The following is a 15,342-nucleotide window of genomic DNA, read 5'->3' as shown; positions in this document are numbered from 1 at the left end:
CAGTGAAGGGGAGGCCGCCATGGCCCAGCGCTCGGAGATGGAATCGCACCTTGCAGCGCTGCTGTCGGTGGACCGTTTCAAGGATTATGGGCCGAACGGCCTGCAGGTCGAGGGCCGCGCATCGGTGCATCGGCTGGTCAGTGGCGTGACGGCCAGCCTGGCCCTGATCGACGCGGCCATCGCCGACGGCGCCGATGCGCTGGTGGTGCACCACGGCCTGTTCTGGCGCGGACAGGACGGTCGCCTGACCGGTTGGCTGCGCCAGCGCGTGGCACGCCTGCTTGCTCACGACATCAGCCTGTTCGCCTACCACCTGCCGCTCGACGCGCATGCCGAACTCGGCAACAACGCCCAGCTCGGCCTGCGCCTGGGCCTGGCGGCCGATGGTCGCTTCGGCGACCAGGACATCGGCTGCATCGGCCCGGCACCGGCCGGCCTGGAAGCCACGGCATTGGCCGCGCGCGTCACCGTGGCCCTGGGGCGCCAGCCGCTGCTGCTGCCGGGCGACGGCCGCCCGCTGCGGCGCGTGGCCTGGTGCACCGGCGGCGCCCAGGGGTTCTTCGAGGCGGCGATGGCCGCGGGCGCCGATGCCTTCCTCACTGGCGAGGTGTCGGAGCCGCAGGCTCACCTGGCGCGCGAGACGGGCGTGGCCTACCTCGCCTGCGGCCACCATGCCACCGAGCGCTACGGGGCACAGGCCCTGGGCACCCACCTGGCCGCCGCCTTTGGCATCGAACACCACTTCATCGACCTGGACAACCCCGCATGACCGACCGCCCCGACACGCGCCTGCTGGCCCTGACGATGGGCGACCCCGCCGGCATCGGACCCGAGATCCTGGTGCGGGCGTTTGCGCAAGGCGACTGCGGCGCCTGCTTGGTGTTGGGCGACGTGCGGGTGCTGCGCCGTGCGGCGGCCCAATGCGGGCTGACGCTGCCGATGGCGCGCATCGACGCGCCGGCCCAGGCGAGCTCTGTGCCGCCGGGCTGCCTGCCGGTTTGGCAGCCGCCTGGCCTGGCCCTTGGCCTGGCCGAGCTGCCGATGGGGCGCATCGACGCACGGGCCGGGGCGGCGGCCGCCTGCTGCATCGAGGCTGGCGCCCGCCTGGCGCTGGACGGCGTCGTGGCCGGCCTGGTCACGGCGCCGATCCACAAGGAGGCCTTGTCGGCCGCCGGCGTGCCTTTCCCGGGCCACACCGAGATGCTGCAGGCCGCCGCCGGCGGCGCTCCGGTGCGCATGATGCTGGCCAACGACCAGCTGCGTGTCGTGCTGGTGACCATCCACGTGGCGCTGCGGCGGGCCATCGAGATGCTGGATGTCGACGGCGTGCTGCAGACGGTGCGCATCGCCCACCTGGCCGCGGCGGCCTGGGGCCAGGCAGCGCCCCGCATCGCCGTGGCCGGGCTCAACCCGCACGCCGGGGAGGGCGGCCTGTTTGGCGACGAGGAAGTTCGCATCATCGGCCCGGCCATCGAGGCGGCCCGTGCCGAGGGCATCGATGCGCGTGGGCCGTTCGCGCCCGACACGGTGTTCATGCGGGCGCGCCACGCCCCCGGTCACCCCGGCGAGTTCGACCTGGTGGTGGCGATGACCCACGACCACGGCCTGATCCCGGTGAAGTACCTGGGGGTGGAGCAGGGCGTCAATGTCACGCTGGGCCTGCCCTTCGTGCGCACCAGCCCCGACCACGGCACCGCCTTCGACATCGCCGGCACCGGCCGGGCCGACCCGGCCAGCCTTCAGGCGGCGATCGCGATGGCGCGGCGGCTCATGCCGACGGTGCGCCCGGGCTGACCTGCGCCAGTTGGCGGCGTGCCCGCGCCGTGGCACGCTCGATGAGGTAGGCGTTCTCGAAGGCGCGCATGCGGCCTGTCTCGCACATGCGGGCGAGCATGCGGTAGGTCATCGAGATGGTCTTGCGCTGCTTGGCACCGTGCTTGAAGACGAAGAAGGTGCGCGCCGAGCTGACATGCGCGAGCCGCACCTTCTCCCAGGCGCCCTCGACGTGCATCTGGTAGGCGAAGCCGATCTGCACGTGGTCGGCCAGCGACTTGCCGCGCATCGGTTCCACCGGCTCCGGCGGCGGCAGCCCGGCGATGTCGATGTCGGCCGAGGTGAGCTCGGGCTCGGCGGTCAGGTCGATGTCGACCTTGCCGTTCCAGTCGACCGAGGCCTCGTCGACCAGGCCGACGGCCTTGGCTTCCTCGGCGGTGAAGTCGGAAGCCTGCACCGCATCGCGCAGCACCGGCAACCCGGTGGAGGACAGCGGCGGCAGTTCGGCCGGCTTGGGCACCGGCGTGGCCAGCACGCCGTCGACCTGCTTGGCCAGCAGATTGTGTTCGAGCGTGGACAGCGACTGGCCCTTCAGCGACTCGGCATGGGCCGGCAGCAACTGGGCGAAGAAGTCGCGGCGCACCGTCTCGGCACAGCGGATGCGGTCGAGACCGGCGTTGAGGTCCTTCATCAATTGCGGCAACTGCCGCAGGAAGGCCGCACGCTGGGCTGGCAGGCTCTTGGGCTGCACGCTCATGACGAGTTCGCGGCCGATCTCGCGCATGCGGCGGGTCAGGGCGCTGTCGGTGCCGGTCTCGAGCTCGGCACTGGCCATCGCGCGGCTCCAGACCTGGCCCAGGAACTGGCGCAAGAATTCAGGAACCGGCAGCGGCTGCAGCGCGCCATCGAGTTGCTGCGCGAAGCGCTGGGCCACGCGAAGGTGGTCTTCCTTGCGGGCCAGCAACTGGTCGGTGCCGCCGTCGGCCTGCACCTGGGCCTTGGCCTGCTCGGCGATGAAGGACTCGAGGGCATTGAGCTTGTGCTCGTAGACCTCGATCTGCTCGAAGTCGCCCTCGACGATCTCCTGCACTAGCTCGCGCACCCGTGTGAGCAGGGCCTGGCCCTCGTCGCTGTCGAAATCGTCCACCGCCGACCCGAGCGTGGCGATGCGGTTGACGAAGCGCCGCACCGGGTGCCGGCGCGACGAGAAGAAGCTGGTGTCGCCCAGTGCTGCGCGCAACACCGGCAACTGCAAGCGGCCGATCTGCCGCGCCATCTGCGGCGGCACCTTGGGGTCGGACAGGATCTGGTCGAACAGCCCGGCGATGACGTCGATCACCATGTGGTCGATGGCGCCGGTGGCTGCCTGGCGCAGCTCGTCGCGGTGCGCCATGATCACGTTGGGCGCCATCATCACGCCCATGCCGACGCCTTCGCCCCCGTCGCTCCAGTCGCCGCCGTAGGCGTCGCCTGCCATGTCGTGGATGGCCGCCGACGAGTGCGACAGCCGCCTGATCAGCGACATCATCTGGCCGTCGACATGGCCCATCGGAGTGCCGCCGCCGTGGCCGTGGCCCATGCCACCGTGGCCCGACGACGGGAATCCGCCGCGGCCGGACGTACCGCCCGTGCCGAAGCGCTGGGTCAGGCGGCCCGAGGCCGTCAGGCCATGGCCGCTGCTGTCGTCGAGCCCGCCGTGCAGGCTTCCTGCGCCGGTGCCCCGGCCACTGTCGCTGGGCCGTTGGCGAACCGACAGGCCCACAGGCTTGATGCCGGACTGGCGCAGGTCGTTGACGATGTCGACATAGGTCTCCCGCATCGCCTGGGCGAGCGAGCGGCCGATCTCGGTGCTCAGCACCTTGCGCACCTCGTGCCGATCGGACACCGATTCGACGGCACGGATCATCGCCTGCCCGACCACCTCGGCGCGCAGCGGATTGTGTTCCGGGTCGGCGCGGCCCAGGCGCAGCAGCGTGCCGATGTAGGCATCCAGCTCCCGGATCTCCCACTCGCAGTTGTGGGCGATCTCGAGCGCGAAGCGGTCGGCCGAGACCTGGATCTCGACCTCGTGGTCGTCGACCAGGCTGAGCGCGTCCCAGCTCGTCAGTCCGCCGTGGGAGGACGATCCGTCGAGCGCGCCCACCTCGCGCGCCACCCTGCCGTCCAGCGTCTCGTTGAAGGTGAGGGCAAAGATCGCCAGCTTGCGGTTGAGCTCGAACTGCGCCCCGAGAAGGCCGTCGCGGTGGAAGACGTTGTTGGACGACAGTGCCGCCAGACCGAGGCTGTCGACGGTTCGCTCTGCCGCGGTGCGCGCAGCCATCCGAACGCGCTGGACGGCGCTTTCGAGGTTGGCGGGCAGGCGGGCGGGCAGGGTCGTGTTCATCGCAGCGAGGCAAGGGGGGCGGCACGATGCCGCCGCCGATGCCTGCGGAGTCCTCGTCACTGCCTCAGTATCGACCGAATGGCGGCCCGACTTGAGCGTCGGGCCATCCGTTCGAGGGGGCGAGAACCCGTTACTTGTGTTTCAAGGCGTCGCGGATCTCGCGCAACAGCAGCACATCCTCGGCCGGCGGTGCGGGCNCCGGGGGGGCGGCGGGTTGTTCGCGCTTCAGGCGGTTGATCTGCTTGATCATCATGAAGATCACGAAGGCCAGGATGACGAAGTTGAAGGTGATCGTGATGAAACTGCCATAGGCAAAGACGTTGCCCACCTTCTGGGCTTCGGCCAACGACGCACCGGCGGGCACGTTGCCGGCCAGCACGAGGTACTTGTTGGTGAAGTCGGCCTGTCCGCCCATGATCAGGTTGACGACCGGCATGATCAGGTCCTTCACGACCGAGTCGACGATCTTTCCGAATGCTCCCCCGATGATGACGCCGACCGCCAGGTCGACGACATTGCCCTTCATTGCAAACTCTTTGAACTCGCTGGCAAAACTCATTTCTACTGCTCCTCATGGACATCCGGCACCCCCGTGGCGCCGGGCGGAAGTATCGTCCACTTCGTTCGTTGGCCGGGCCGATGCCCGCACGTCAGGTCGGTGCCAGCCGCTCCGCTAGAATCTCGGGTTGCCCCTGAGTCCCCCTTACGCATCTTCGAGGATCCCCATGAGTGACAGTCCTTTCGACCAAGGTCGACGCACCTGGGTGGCGGCCACGGCCGGAGCCGGCGCCATCGGCGGTGTCGCGGCGGCGGTGCCGTTCGTCAGCACCTTCGCGCCTTCCGAACGGGCCAAGGCCGCCGGCGCGGCCGTCGAGGCCGACATCAGCGCCTTGAAGCCTGGTGAAAAGATGACCGTCGAATGGCGGGGCAAGCCGGTCTGGATCGTGCGTCGCACGAAAGAGCAGCTCGACACGCTCAAGAAGACCGAGCCGCAGGTGGCCGATCCCAAGTCGGAGCGCAACCCCGGCGAACTGACCCCGCCCTACGCCCGCAACGAATACCGCTCGATCAAGCCCGAGTTCCTGGTGGCCGTCGGCATCTGCTCGCACCTGGGGTGCTCGCCGTCCGACAAACTGGCCCCTGGCGCGCAGCCTTCGTTGCCCGACGACTGGCAGGGGGGCTTCCTCTGCCCCTGCCACGGCTCCACCTTCGATCTCGCCGGCCGCGTGTTCAAGAACAAGCCTGCCCCCGACAACCTCGAAGTTCCGCCGCACATGTTCCTGTCCGACACGCTGCTGCTGATCGGCGAGGACAAGAAGGCCTGAGGCCTCACGCACAACGAAAGCACAGAGGGCAGACATGGCAGATTTCAAGGTAGCACCGGCCGACGCGCCGTTGGGCACCAAGCTCATGACATGGGTGGACAACCGGTTCCCGGCGTCCAAGATGTACAAAGAGCACATGTCGGAGTACTACGCTCCGAAGAACTTCAACTGGTTCTACATCTTCGGCTCGCTGGCGCTGCTGGTGCTGGTGATCCAGATCGTCACCGGCATCTTCCTGGTGATGCACTACAAGCCGGACGCGGCCCTGGCCTTTGCCTCGGTCGAGTACATCATGCGCGACGTGCCTTGGGGCTGGCTGATCCGCTACATGCACTCCACGGGTGCCTCGGCGTTCTTCGTGGTGGTGTACCTGCACATGTACCGCGGGCTCATCTACGGCAGCTACCGCAAGCCGCGCGAACTGGTCTGGGTGTTCGGTTGTGCGATCTTCCTGGCCTTGATGGCCGAAGCCTTCATGGGCTACCTGCTGCCCTGGGGCCAGATGAGCTACTGGGGCGCACAGGTGATCGTCAACCTGTTTGCCGCCGTGCCCTTCATCGGCCCCGACCTGGCGCTGCTGATCCGCGGTGACTACGTGGTGGGGGACGCCACGCTGAACCGCTTCTTCAGCTTCCACGTCATCGCCGTGCCGCTGGTGCTGCTGGGCCTGGTGGTGGCGCACATCATCGCGCTGCACGAAGTGGGCTCGAACAACCCCGACGGTGTCGAGATCAAGGCCAAGAAGGGCCCCGATGGCCACCCGCTGGACGGCATCCCGTTCCACCCGTACTACTCGGTCCACGACATCTTTGGCGTCGGCCTGTTCCTGATGGTGTTCTGCGCCATCCTGTTCTTCGGCCCCGAACTGGGCGGCTATTTCCTCGAGTACAACAACTTCATCCCGGCCGACCCGCTGAAGACGCCGCCGCACATTGCGCCGGTGTGGTACTTCACGCCCTACTACTCGATGTTGCGGGCCACCACCGACCCGATGGTCAACGTGCTGTGCGTGATCGTCGGCCTGGCCGGGTTGGTGTCACTGATGGCCGTGAAGGGCAAGATCAAGTTCGTCGCCGTCGGCGCAGCGCTGGTGACCATCGTCCTGCTCAAGACCTTCGACGCCAAGTTCTGGGGTGTGGTCGTCATGGGCGGCGCGGTCGTGATCCTGTTCTTCCTGCCCTGGCTCGACAACTCGCCGGCCAAGTCCATCCGCTACCGTCCGGGCTGGCACAAGGTGATGTACGGCATCTTCGTGGTGTTCTTCATCGTGCTGGGCTACCTGGGCATCCAACCGCCTTCCGACATCGGCACGCTGGTCGCCCAGGTGGGCACGCTCTTCTACTTCGGCTTTTTCCTGCTGATGCCCTGGTGGAGCACGATCGGCACCTTCAAGCCGGTGCCCGACCGCGTCACCTTCAAGCCGCATTGAGGCAGGAGCGAGAACAACCATGAAAAGAATCCTTGCTGCCCTGCTGGCTTCCCTGGCCCTGGTGTCCTCCGTCCAGGCCAACACGGACGGCCCGGCCTGGGACAAATTCCCGAAGGAGCGCATCACCGACGTGGCGGCGCTGCAAAACGGGGCCAAGCTCTTCGTCAACTACTGCCTCAACTGCCATGCGGCCGCGTTCATGCGCTACAACCGCCTGCAGGACATTGGCCTGACCAACGACCAGATCAAGAAGAATCTGGTCTTCGCCGGCGACAAGGTGGGCGATCTGATGACCGTCGCCCTGGCGGCCAAGGACGCGAAGGATTGGTTCGGTGCCGTGCCGCCCGATCTCACCGTCATCGCCCGTTCGCGTGCCGGCGGCAACGGCAGCGGTGCCGACTACCTGTACACCTACATGCGCGGCTTCTACCGCGACGAGACCCGCCCGACCGGCTGGAACAACTTGGTCTTCCCGGCAGTGGGCATGCCCCATGTGTTGTGGCAACTGCAGGGCGAGCAGCGCGCCATCTACGTCGAAGAGAAGGATCCGCACGATCCCAAGAAGACGGTCCACACCTTCAAGGGCTTCGAACTGACCAAGCCCGGCTCGATGAGCAAGGCCGACTACGACAATGCCGTGGCCGATCTGGTGGCCTACCTTCAGTGGATGGGCGAACCGGCCCAGAACCAGCGCGTGCGCCTGGGGGTGTGGGTGCTGTTGTTCCTGGCACTCTTCACCGTCCTCGCCTGGCGCATGAACGCCACGTTCTGGAAGAGCGTCAAGTAAGCCTTCGCGTGCCCGGCCGATCGGCCGGGTCGAGCGCGCAGTGGCCGCCTCGCGGCGCCACTGCGTTTGTCGTTTTGAGCATCGGCCGCATCGGCCGCACTGGGAGCCCACAGCCATGATGGTGCTTTACTCCGGAACCACCTGCCCCTATTCGCACCGTTGCCGTTTCGTGCTGTTCGAAAAGGGCATGGACTTCGAGATCCGCGACGTCGACCTCTTCGCCAAGCCCGAGGACATCGCGTTGATGAACCCGTACAACGAGGTGCCCATCCTCGTCGAGCGCGACCTCATCCTGTACGAGTCGCACATCATCAACGAGTACATCGACGAGCGCTTTCCCCATCCGCAGTTGATGCCCGGCGACCCCGTGGCCCGTGCGCGGGTGCGGCTGTTCCTGTTCAACTTCGAGAAGGAACTGTTCGCGCACGTCAACCTGCTCGAGGCGCGCGGCGGCACCAAGGCCACCGACAAGCAACTCGAAAAGGCGCGCCTGCAGATCAGTGACCGCCTCACGCAGCTGGCGCCGATCTTCCTGAAGAACAAGTACATGCTCGGCGACGATTTCTCGATGCTCGACGTGGCCATCGCCCCGCTGCTGTGGCGCCTGGACTACTACGGCATCGACCTGTCGAAGAACGCGGCGCCGCTGCTGAAGTACGCCGAGCGCATCTTTTCGCGCCCCGCCTACATCGAGGCGCTGACACCGTCCGAAAAGGTGATGCGCAAGTAAGCATCCCACCCACACGCAGGATGCGCGCATGACGATCCCCGCCGCCCCGGACGAGCACGGCAGTTCCACGCGCCCGTACCTGTTGCGTGCACTGCACGACTGGTGCACCGACAACGGCTTCACCCCGTACATCGCGGTCTTCGTCGATCGGACGGTGCAGGTGCCGATGGAGTACGTGAAGAACAACGAGATCGTGCTGAACGTCGGTTTCGAGGCCACCAGCGGCCTGAAGCTCGGCAACGATTTCATCGAGTTCAAGGCCCGTTTCGGCGGTAGCTCGCGCGACATCGTGGTACCGGTCGACCATGTGGTGGCGATCTACGCCCGCGAGAACGGCCAGGGCATGGCGTTCCCCGTGCCCACGTTGGCCGCGATCGACGACACGGGCCCGACCGCCGAGCCTGCGGCTCGAGGGGTCCTGCGCCTGGCCCATGCGGATGAAACGGTCGAGGCGCCGGCGCCCGCACCGGCGCCCCGAGCGGGCTGGCGCGACGAGCAGCCGCCGGAGCCGCCCGCACCGCCGACCCCTCCCGCCGGGCCGAGGCCCACGCTCAAGCGGGTCAAATGAAGTCGATCCGGCCGGCCGCCGCGAGCACGCCGGCCGACTGACCGGGTCTTGCGCAGGCCCGCATCGGCGCGAGTCCTACAATTTGCGGTTCGCCGGCTTAGCTCAGTTGGTAGAGCAACCGCCTTGTAAGCGGTAGGTCATCCGTTCGAGTCGGATAGTCGGCACCAAATCACCCAACCGGCAGACCGGTGGATTGTCATCCGGCCGTCAGCACGCGCACCCGGATCGGCAACGCGGGCCAACCAAGGTCAACCAATCGGGTCTCCAGCGCCGGTACCATGTGCCGCAGCTTGGCGGCCACGGCACCATTGCGGGCCAGCAGCGCCCAGCCATCGGTGTCCACCGGGCCGGGCTGCACCATCGTCTGCAGCGCCGGCGGCAGCAGCGGCAGGATCGCCTCGAAGCGCTGCCGCGATTCCTTCAGCCGCTGTGCCAGCCGAGCAAGGGGCTCGCTGCGATCGAGCGCCTGGCGGATGGGCAGTGACGGTGGAGCGGGCGCGGCCATGCGCAGGAGTTTAGCGATGCAGATCATGATCACCCACGGCACCCTGGCCCGCACCCGCGTGCTGCAGTTCAGCCGCTGGCGCCTGCTGGCGGCCGGGGCCGCGCTCGTCGCGTTGCTGGTGCTGGCGTCGGGCACCGTCTACCACTTCGTTTTCCTCAAGGCCGTGCGCGACGGCTGGCCGGTGGTGAGCCAATTGGTGCGGCCCATCGTGCAGGACGAACTGGCGCAGCGCGAGCGTTTCATGCGCGACAACCTCGACGCCATGGCCCAGAAGGTGGGCGAGATGCAGGCCCGGCTGATGAAGCTCGAAGTGGTCGGCGAACGGGTGTCCGGCCTGGCCGGGGTCAAGGCGAGCGAACTGCTCGCGCCGGCCCAGCCGCCCAGCGCGGCCCAGGGGCGCCCGGGTGGCCAGGGTGGGCCGTACCTGCCGCTGCGTCGGGCCGGGTTCGACGAGCTGAATTCGGCGCTGTCCCAGCTCGAGCAGCGCGCCGACAGCGGTGGCGACCTGTTCACGCTGGTGGAGTCGCGCCTGATGGAATCCCGACTGCAGCAACTGCTGGTGCCCAGCATCGCGCCGGTCGACGTGGCCGTGGGCTCGGGCTTCGGCGTGCGCGCCGACCCGATCACCGGCCGGGCCGCGTTGCACGCCGGCCTGGACTTCCCGGCCGACCCGGGCACGCCCATCCTGGCCGCCGCGGGGGGCGTGGTGATGGCCGACGAATGGCATCCGCAGTACGGCCAGTTGCTCGAGATCGACCATGGCCGCGGCTTGGCGACCCGCTACGCCCACGTGTCCAAATTGCACGTGCGGCGCGGCGACGTCGTGCGACGGGGGCAGCACGTGGCGGACGTGGGCAACACCGGCCGGTCGACCGGCCCACACCTGCACTTCGAGGTGCTGGTCGATGGCGTGCCGCAGGATCCTGCGCGCTTCCTCACGGGACGGGCCTCGGCGACGGTGGGGGCTCGAAAACCCGGGTGATAAACTGGGCGGCTTTGTGGCGCTCAGGCCCGGGTCGCCCTTGTGGCGGGCCGATCCGGCCCCAAGTGCTGGTCCGACGGCGCGGTGGCCTTGCCGCGTCCTCCCTTGCATCCCTTCGATTGCCCGGCAACGCGCACCGCGCGCCGCCCGCTGCGGGCAGTCGACCCCACCGACGACACCGCATGTTGCCCAAGCTCCTCACCTCGATTTTTGGCAGTCGCAACGACCGGCTGCTCAAGCAGTACCGTCGTGTGGTCGAGAAGATCAATGCCCTGGAGCCTTCGTTCGAGTCGCTGGACGACGCGGCCCTGCGCGCCAAGACCGACGAATTCCGCCAGCGCCTGGCCGCGGGCAGCACGCTCGACGACCTGCTGCCCGAGGCCTTTGCCGTGGTGCGCGAGGGCGGCAAGCGCTCGCTGAAGATGCGCCACTTCGACGTGCAGCTGATCGGCGGCATGACGCTGCACAACGGCAAGATCGCCGAGATGCGCACCGGCGAGGGCAAGACGTTGATGGCCACGCTGCCGGTCTACCTGAATGCCCTGGCCGGCAAGGGCGTGCACGTGGTCACGGTCAACGACTACCTGGCGCGCCGCGATGCCGAGTGGATGGGTCGCCTGTACGGCTTCCTGGGCCTCACCGTGGGCGTCAACGTGCCCGGCATGGACCGCGAGGAAAAGCAGATCGCCTACGGTGCCGACGTCACCTACGGCACGAACAACGAGTTCGGCTTCGACTACCTGCGCGACAACATGGTCTACGAGGTGCGCGACCGCGTCGCCCGCGGCCAGAACTACGCCATCGTCGACGAGGTCGACTCGATCCTGATCGACGAGGCCCGCACACCGCTGATCATCAGCGGCCAGGCCGAGGACCACACCGAGCTGTACGTGCGCATCAATTCGGTCGTGCCCGGACTGAAGAAGCAGATCGGCGAGGCCGACCCGCGCACCGGCGAAGGCGTGATCGAGCCCGGCGACTTCACGGTGGACGAGAAGGCGCACCAGGTCTTTCTCACCGAAGACGGCCACGAGCGTGCCGAAACCCTGCTGCGCGAGGCCGGTCTGCTGGTCGAGGGCGCCAGCCTGTACGACGCCGCCAACATCACGCTGATGCACCACGTGTACGCGGCGCTGCGGGCCAACCACCTGTACCACCGCGACCAGCACTACGTGGTGCAGGCCGGCGAGATCATCATCGTCGACGAATTCACCGGCCGCCTGATGACGGGCCGCCGCTGGTCCGACGGCCTGCACCAGGCGGTCGAGGCCAAGGAAGGCGTGCAGATCCAGAGCGAGAACCAGACGCTCGCCTCGATCACCTTCCAGAACTACTTCCGCATGTACGGCAAGCTGGCCGGCATGACCGGCACGGCCGACACCGAGGCCTACGAGTTCCAGGAGATCTACGGCCTCGAGACCGTGGTGATCCCGCCGAATCGCCCCACGGTGCGCAAGGACGAGCTCGACCTCATCTACAAGACCGCGCGCGAGAAGTACAACGCCGTCATCGAGGACATCCGCGACTGCCACCAGCGCGGCCAGCCCACGCTGGTGGGCACCACCTCGATCGAGAACTCCGAGCTCATCTCGGGCCTGCTCACCCAGGCCAAGCTGCCGCACGCGGTGCTCAACGCCAAGCAGCACGCCAAGGAGGCCGAGATCGTCGCCCAGGCCGGCCGCCCGGGCGTGATCACCATCGCCACCAACATGGCCGGCCGCGGCACCGACATCGTGCTAGGCGGCAACGTCGAGAAGCAGGTGCAGTTCATCGAGGCCGACGATGCGATCCCGCCCGACGAAAAGACCCGCCGCATCCAGCAGCTGAAGGACGAATGGCAGGGCCTGCACGACCAGGTCAAGGCCGCCGGCGGCCTGCGCATCATCGCCACCGAGCGCCATGAGAGCCGGCGCATCGACAACCAGCTGCGCGGCCGCGCCGGCCGCCAGGGCGATCCGGGCCAGAGCCGCTTCTACCTGTCGCTCGAAGATCCGCTGATGCGCATCTTCGCCGGCGACCGCGTGCGCGCCATCATGGACCGGCTGAAGATGCCCGAGGGCGAGGCCATCGAGGCCGGCATCGTCAGCCGCAGCATCGAGGGCGCGCAGCGCAAGGTCGAGGCCCGCAACTTCGACATCCGCAAGCAGCTGCTCGAGTACGACGACGTCTCCAACGACCAGCGCAAGGTCATCTACCAGCAGCGCAACGAGATCCTCGAAGCCGACTCGGTGGTGGAGCAGATCACCAACCTGCGCAAGAGCGCGATGACCGAGGTGGTGCGCACCTGGGTGCCGGCCGAGAGCGTCGAGGAGCAGTGGGACCTGCCCGCGCTGGAAAGTGCGCTGCGCGAGGAATGGCAGCTCGAGGTGCCGCTGAAGGACACGGTCGAGAAGAGCGACACGGTCACCGACGACGAGATCGTCGACATGGCCGTGAAGGCCGCGGACGCCGCCTTCGACGTCAAGATGCAGGCGGTGGGCATGGAGCAGTTCAACCCGTTCATGCGCATGGTGCTGCTGCAGTCGATCGACTCGCACTGGCGCGAGCACCTGGCGGCGCTGGATTACCTGCGCCAGGGCATCCACCTGCGCGGTTATGCGCAGAAGAACCCGAAGCAGGAGTACAAGCGCGAGGCCTTCGAGCTGTTTGCGCAGTTGCTCGACCTGGTCAAGCTCGAGGTCACGCGCCTGTTGATGACCGTGCGCATCCAGACCCAGGAGCAGGCCGCTCAGGCCGCAGAGGCGCTGGAGCAGCAGGCCAGCCAGCTGAGCAACGTCACCTACACCCACCCCAACGAAGACGGCAGCGTCTCGCAGGTGGCCGACCCCACCACCGTGGCGGCCGAAGTGCCCCGCGTCGGCCGCAACGACCCCTGCCCCTGCGGCAGCGGCAAGAAGTACAAGAACTGCCACGGTAAGCTGGCCTGACACGCCAGGAAAAGGGGGCCCGATGGACGCCTCCGACCTGATCGCTGCGCCGCGCGAGTTGGGCACGCCGCGCTTGCGGCTCGAATCGCCCAGGCCGGCGCACGCGGCGCCGTTCGTCGACAGCCTGGTGCGCAGCCTGCCCACGTTGCGCTTCATCGGCTGGGGCCAGATCGAGCGCGACCTGGCCTGGAGCGAGCGCTTCTGCGCCGGCGGCGCGGCCATGGTCGAGGCCGGCGAGTGCCTGATCTTCAACGCCTTTCGCGCCGACGACGGCCGCTATGTGGGCCGCATCGACCTGCACAGCTTCGATTTCGAGGCGCCGCGCTGCGAGGTGGGCTATGTCGGCGAGATCACGCTGCGCGGCCAGGGCCTGATGCGCGAGGCGGTGCGGGCGGTGATCGAGATGGGCTTCGCGATTGGCCTGGCCCGCATCCATGCCCTCAGCGACGCCCGCAACGAGCGCGCATTGGCCTTTGCCGGCGCGCTGGGCATGGCCCGCGAAGGCCTGCTGCGCGCCTACGAGCGCGATCCGCAGGGGCGGGTGTGCGACATGGTGATGTTCGCTGCCTACAATCCCGCGCTCGCCGCGTGGGGGTCCGGCCCCGTGCCCGGCCCCGCGCCCGATCCCTCTCCAGGAAGCCCGCCATGCCCGTGAACCTCGTTGCCCCCGATCCCGCCGACCTGCTGCCCGTCCCGGGTGTCGACATCGGTGTCGCGATGGCCGGCGTGCGCAAGGCCAACCGCCGTGACCTGGTGCTGTTCCGCCTGGCCGAAGGCACCGCGGTGGCCGGCGTCTTCACGAAGAACCGCTTCTGTGCCGCCCCGGTGCAGGTCTGCCGCGAGCACCTGCAGGCTGGGGCGGGCATCCGCGCGATGGTCATCAACACCGGCAACGCCAACGCCGGCACCGGCGCCGACGGCCTGGCCCGTGCGCGCCGCACCTGCGATGCGCTGGCCGCCCTGATGGGCCTGCAGCCGGCGCAGGTGCTGCCGTTTTCCACCGGCGTGATCATGGAGACGCTGCCGGTCGAGCGCATCGAGGCCGGCCTGCCCGCCGCGCTGGCTGCGCTGCGGCCCGACGGCTGGGCGCTGGCGGCCGAGGGCATCATGACCACCGACACCTTGCCCAAGGCGGCGTCGCGGCGCGTGGTGATCGGCGGGCGCCAGGTCACCGTCAGCGGCATCGCGAAGGGCGCGGGCATGATCCGGCCGAACATGGCGACCATGCTGGGCTTCGTGGCCACCGACGCGGTGATCGCGCCCGCGCTGCTCGGCACCCTGGTGCGCGAGGCGGCCGACGCCAGCTTCAACCGCATCACCATCGACGGCGACACCTCGACCAACGATTCCTTCGTGCTCGCCGCCACGCGACAGGCGGGCCATGCAGAGATCACCTCGCTCGACTCGGCCGACGGCCGCGCCTTGCGCGAGGCCGTCGGTGCCGTGGCGCAGCAACTGGCGCAGGCCATCGTGCGCGATGGCGAGGGCGCCACCAAGTTCATCACCGTGCGCATCGACGGGGGCCGCGACGAGGCCGAGTGCCGGCTGGCGGCCTATGCCATCGCCCATTCACCGCTGGTCAAGACCGCGTTCTTCGCCAGCGACCCCAACCTGGGCCGCATCCTGGCGGCGGTGGGCTACGCCGGCATCGATGATCTCGACCAGGGCCTGATCGACCTGTTCCTCGATGACGTGCACGTCGCGCGGCAGGGCGGCCGCCACCCCGATTACCGCGAGGCCGATGGCCAGCGCGTGATGAAGCAGTCCGAGATCACCGTGCGCGTCGACCTGCACCGCGGGCCGGCCACCGCCACGGTGTGGACCTGCGATCTGTCGCACGACTATGTCAGCATCAACGCCGACTACCGCAGCTGACCGCCCGGCCCTGCAGAGCACGCGTGCCTCCTGAGCGCACGCCCGCTCGCGCGCGACG

Annotated in this window: 14 protein-coding genes, 1 tRNA gene and 1 pseudogene; 12 read left to right on the top strand and 4 right to left on the bottom strand. The window is 68.3% G+C overall.

Annotation, left to right across the window (positions count from 1 at the left end):
* Positions 1-19: 19 nt before the first annotated feature.
* On the top strand, positions 20-769 hold the full coding sequence (locus EOINJALH_RS24075; protein WP_088284929.1) for a Nif3-like dinuclear metal center hexameric protein: 750 nt from the start codon (positions 20-22) through the stop codon (positions 767-769).
* Positions 766-1,794 (top strand): 4-hydroxythreonine-4-phosphate dehydrogenase PdxA, encoded by a 1,029-nt coding sequence (pdxA, locus tag EOINJALH_RS24070; protein WP_234414009.1) that lies wholly within the window; start codon positions 766-768, stop codon positions 1,792-1,794. The genes EOINJALH_RS24075 and pdxA overlap by 4 nt, the downstream gene beginning before the upstream one ends.
* On the opposite strand, the gene EOINJALH_RS24065 is transcribed toward pdxA, so the two are convergent.
* The 3 genes and pseudogenes from EOINJALH_RS24065 to mscL (EOINJALH_RS24060) all read right to left on the bottom strand — a co-directional run.
* Positions 1,769-4,156, bottom strand: coding sequence for a DUF1631 family protein (locus EOINJALH_RS24065; protein WP_088284927.1), 2,388 nt, complete (start codon positions 4,154-4,156; stop codon positions 1,769-1,771). The two genes, pdxA and EOINJALH_RS24065, sit on opposite strands and share 26 nt — an antisense overlap.
* Positions 4,157-4,286: 130 nt before the next feature.
* Positions 4,287-4,353: pseudogene (mscL, locus tag EOINJALH_RS32910) on the bottom strand (large conductance mechanosensitive channel protein MscL); the annotation flags it as partial.
* Between the two features lies 1 nt (position 4,354).
* A partial coding sequence (mscL, locus tag EOINJALH_RS24060; RefSeq protein WP_234414008.1) for a large conductance mechanosensitive channel protein MscL occupies positions 4,355-4,715 on the bottom strand: 361 nt, incomplete at its 3' end.
* A gap of 166 nt (positions 4,716-4,881) precedes the next feature.
* On the opposite strand from mscL (EOINJALH_RS24060), the gene petA reads away from it, so the two are divergent.
* From petA to EOINJALH_RS24030, 6 genes are all read left to right on the top strand, one after another.
* Positions 4,882-5,481, top strand: a complete 600-nt coding sequence (gene petA / locus EOINJALH_RS24055; protein ID WP_088284923.1) for a ubiquinol-cytochrome c reductase iron-sulfur subunit — start codon at positions 4,882-4,884, stop codon at positions 5,479-5,481.
* 34 nt (positions 5,482-5,515) lie between these two features.
* Complete coding sequence (locus EOINJALH_RS24050; protein WP_088284921.1) at positions 5,516-6,910, top strand: cytochrome bc complex cytochrome b subunit; 1,395 nt, start codon at positions 5,516-5,518, stop codon at positions 6,908-6,910.
* 19 nt (positions 6,911-6,929) lie between these two features.
* A complete protein-coding gene (locus EOINJALH_RS24045; RefSeq protein WP_088284919.1) occupies positions 6,930-7,697 on the top strand; it encodes a cytochrome c1 in 768 nt (255 codons plus the stop codon).
* A gap of 115 nt (positions 7,698-7,812) precedes the next feature.
* Positions 7,813-8,427: a glutathione S-transferase N-terminal domain-containing protein gene (locus tag EOINJALH_RS24040; RefSeq protein WP_088284917.1), complete on the top strand. Its 615-nt coding sequence runs from the start codon at positions 7,813-7,815 to the stop codon at positions 8,425-8,427.
* A 28-nt stretch (positions 8,428-8,455) separates the two neighbouring features.
* Entirely contained in the window at positions 8,456-8,995 is a 540-nt protein-coding gene (locus EOINJALH_RS24035) for a ClpXP protease specificity-enhancing factor (RefSeq protein WP_088284915.1), read from the top strand.
* A gap of 91 nt (positions 8,996-9,086) precedes the next feature.
* A tRNA-Thr gene (locus tag EOINJALH_RS24030) sits at positions 9,087-9,162 on the top strand.
* A 29-nt stretch (positions 9,163-9,191) separates the two neighbouring features.
* Here EOINJALH_RS24030 and EOINJALH_RS24025 read toward each other — a convergent pair.
* Positions 9,192-9,500, bottom strand: coding sequence for a hypothetical protein (locus EOINJALH_RS24025; RefSeq protein ID WP_088284913.1), 309 nt, complete (start codon positions 9,498-9,500; stop codon positions 9,192-9,194).
* A 16-nt stretch (positions 9,501-9,516) separates the two neighbouring features.
* Between EOINJALH_RS24025 and EOINJALH_RS24020 the strand changes: the two genes are divergently transcribed.
* The 4 genes from EOINJALH_RS24020 to argJ all read left to right on the top strand — a co-directional run bounded on the left by EOINJALH_RS24020 (position 9,517) and on the right by argJ (position 15,284).
* Complete coding sequence (locus EOINJALH_RS24020) at positions 9,517-10,482, top strand: M23 family metallopeptidase (RefSeq protein ID WP_088284911.1); 966 nt, start codon at positions 9,517-9,519, stop codon at positions 10,480-10,482.
* A gap of 182 nt (positions 10,483-10,664) precedes the next feature.
* Entirely contained in the window at positions 10,665-13,409 is a 2,745-nt protein-coding gene (gene secA / locus EOINJALH_RS24015; protein WP_088284909.1) for a preprotein translocase subunit SecA, read from the top strand.
* A 22-nt stretch (positions 13,410-13,431) separates the two neighbouring features.
* A complete protein-coding gene (locus tag EOINJALH_RS24010; protein ID WP_088284908.1) occupies positions 13,432-14,064 on the top strand; it encodes a GNAT family N-acetyltransferase in 633 nt (210 codons plus the stop codon).
* Positions 14,055-15,284, top strand: coding sequence for a bifunctional glutamate N-acetyltransferase/amino-acid acetyltransferase ArgJ (argJ, locus tag EOINJALH_RS24005; RefSeq protein ID WP_088284906.1), 1,230 nt, complete (start codon positions 14,055-14,057; stop codon positions 15,282-15,284). The genes EOINJALH_RS24010 and argJ overlap by 10 nt, the downstream gene beginning before the upstream one ends.
* Positions 15,285-15,342 lie beyond the last annotated feature (58 nt).

The sequence above is a fragment of the Ideonella sp. A 288 genome (assembly GCF_002198735.1).
Classification (GTDB): domain Bacteria; phylum Pseudomonadota; class Gammaproteobacteria; order Burkholderiales; family Burkholderiaceae_C; genus Pseudaquabacterium.
The sequence above is the reverse complement of the archived record's forward strand: the minus strand, read 5'-3'. Positions and strand labels throughout refer to the sequence as shown.

What these genes read in the sequence shown, in the direction of transcription:
- EOINJALH_RS24045 (WP_088284919.1), top strand. Translation starts at nt 6,930, where the DNA reads ATGAAAAGAATCCTTGCTGCCCTGCTGGCTTCCCTGGCCCTGGTGTCC.
- secA (WP_088284909.1), top strand. Translation starts at nt 10,665, where the DNA reads ATGTTGCCCAAGCTCCTCACCTCGATTTTTGGCAGTCGCAACGACCGG.
- EOINJALH_RS24065 (WP_088284927.1), bottom strand. Translation starts at nt 4,156, where the DNA reads ATGAACACGACCCTGCCCGCCCGCCTGCCCGCCAACCTCGAAAGCGCC.
- EOINJALH_RS24010 (WP_088284908.1), top strand. Translation starts at nt 13,432, where the DNA reads ATGGACGCCTCCGACCTGATCGCTGCGCCGCGCGAGTTGGGCACGCCG.
- EOINJALH_RS24040 (WP_088284917.1), top strand. Translation starts at nt 7,813, where the DNA reads ATGATGGTGCTTTACTCCGGAACCACCTGCCCCTATTCGCACCGTTGC.
- pdxA (WP_234414009.1), top strand. Translation starts at nt 766, where the DNA reads ATGACCGACCGCCCCGACACGCGCCTGCTGGCCCTGACGATGGGCGAC.
- EOINJALH_RS24035 (WP_088284915.1), top strand. Translation starts at nt 8,456, where the DNA reads ATGACGATCCCCGCCGCCCCGGACGAGCACGGCAGTTCCACGCGCCCG.
- EOINJALH_RS24075 (WP_088284929.1), top strand. Translation starts at nt 20, where the DNA reads ATGGCCCAGCGCTCGGAGATGGAATCGCACCTTGCAGCGCTGCTGTCG.
- EOINJALH_RS24020 (WP_088284911.1), top strand. Translation starts at nt 9,517, where the DNA reads ATGCAGATCATGATCACCCACGGCACCCTGGCCCGCACCCGCGTGCTG.
- petA (WP_088284923.1), top strand. Translation starts at nt 4,882, where the DNA reads ATGAGTGACAGTCCTTTCGACCAAGGTCGACGCACCTGGGTGGCGGCC.
- EOINJALH_RS24050 (WP_088284921.1), top strand. Translation starts at nt 5,516, where the DNA reads ATGGCAGATTTCAAGGTAGCACCGGCCGACGCGCCGTTGGGCACCAAG.
- EOINJALH_RS24025 (WP_088284913.1), bottom strand. Translation starts at nt 9,500, where the DNA reads ATGGCCGCGCCCGCTCCACCGTCACTGCCCATCCGCCAGGCGCTCGAT.
- argJ (WP_088284906.1), top strand. Translation starts at nt 14,055, where the DNA reads ATGCCCGTGAACCTCGTTGCCCCCGATCCCGCCGACCTGCTGCCCGTC.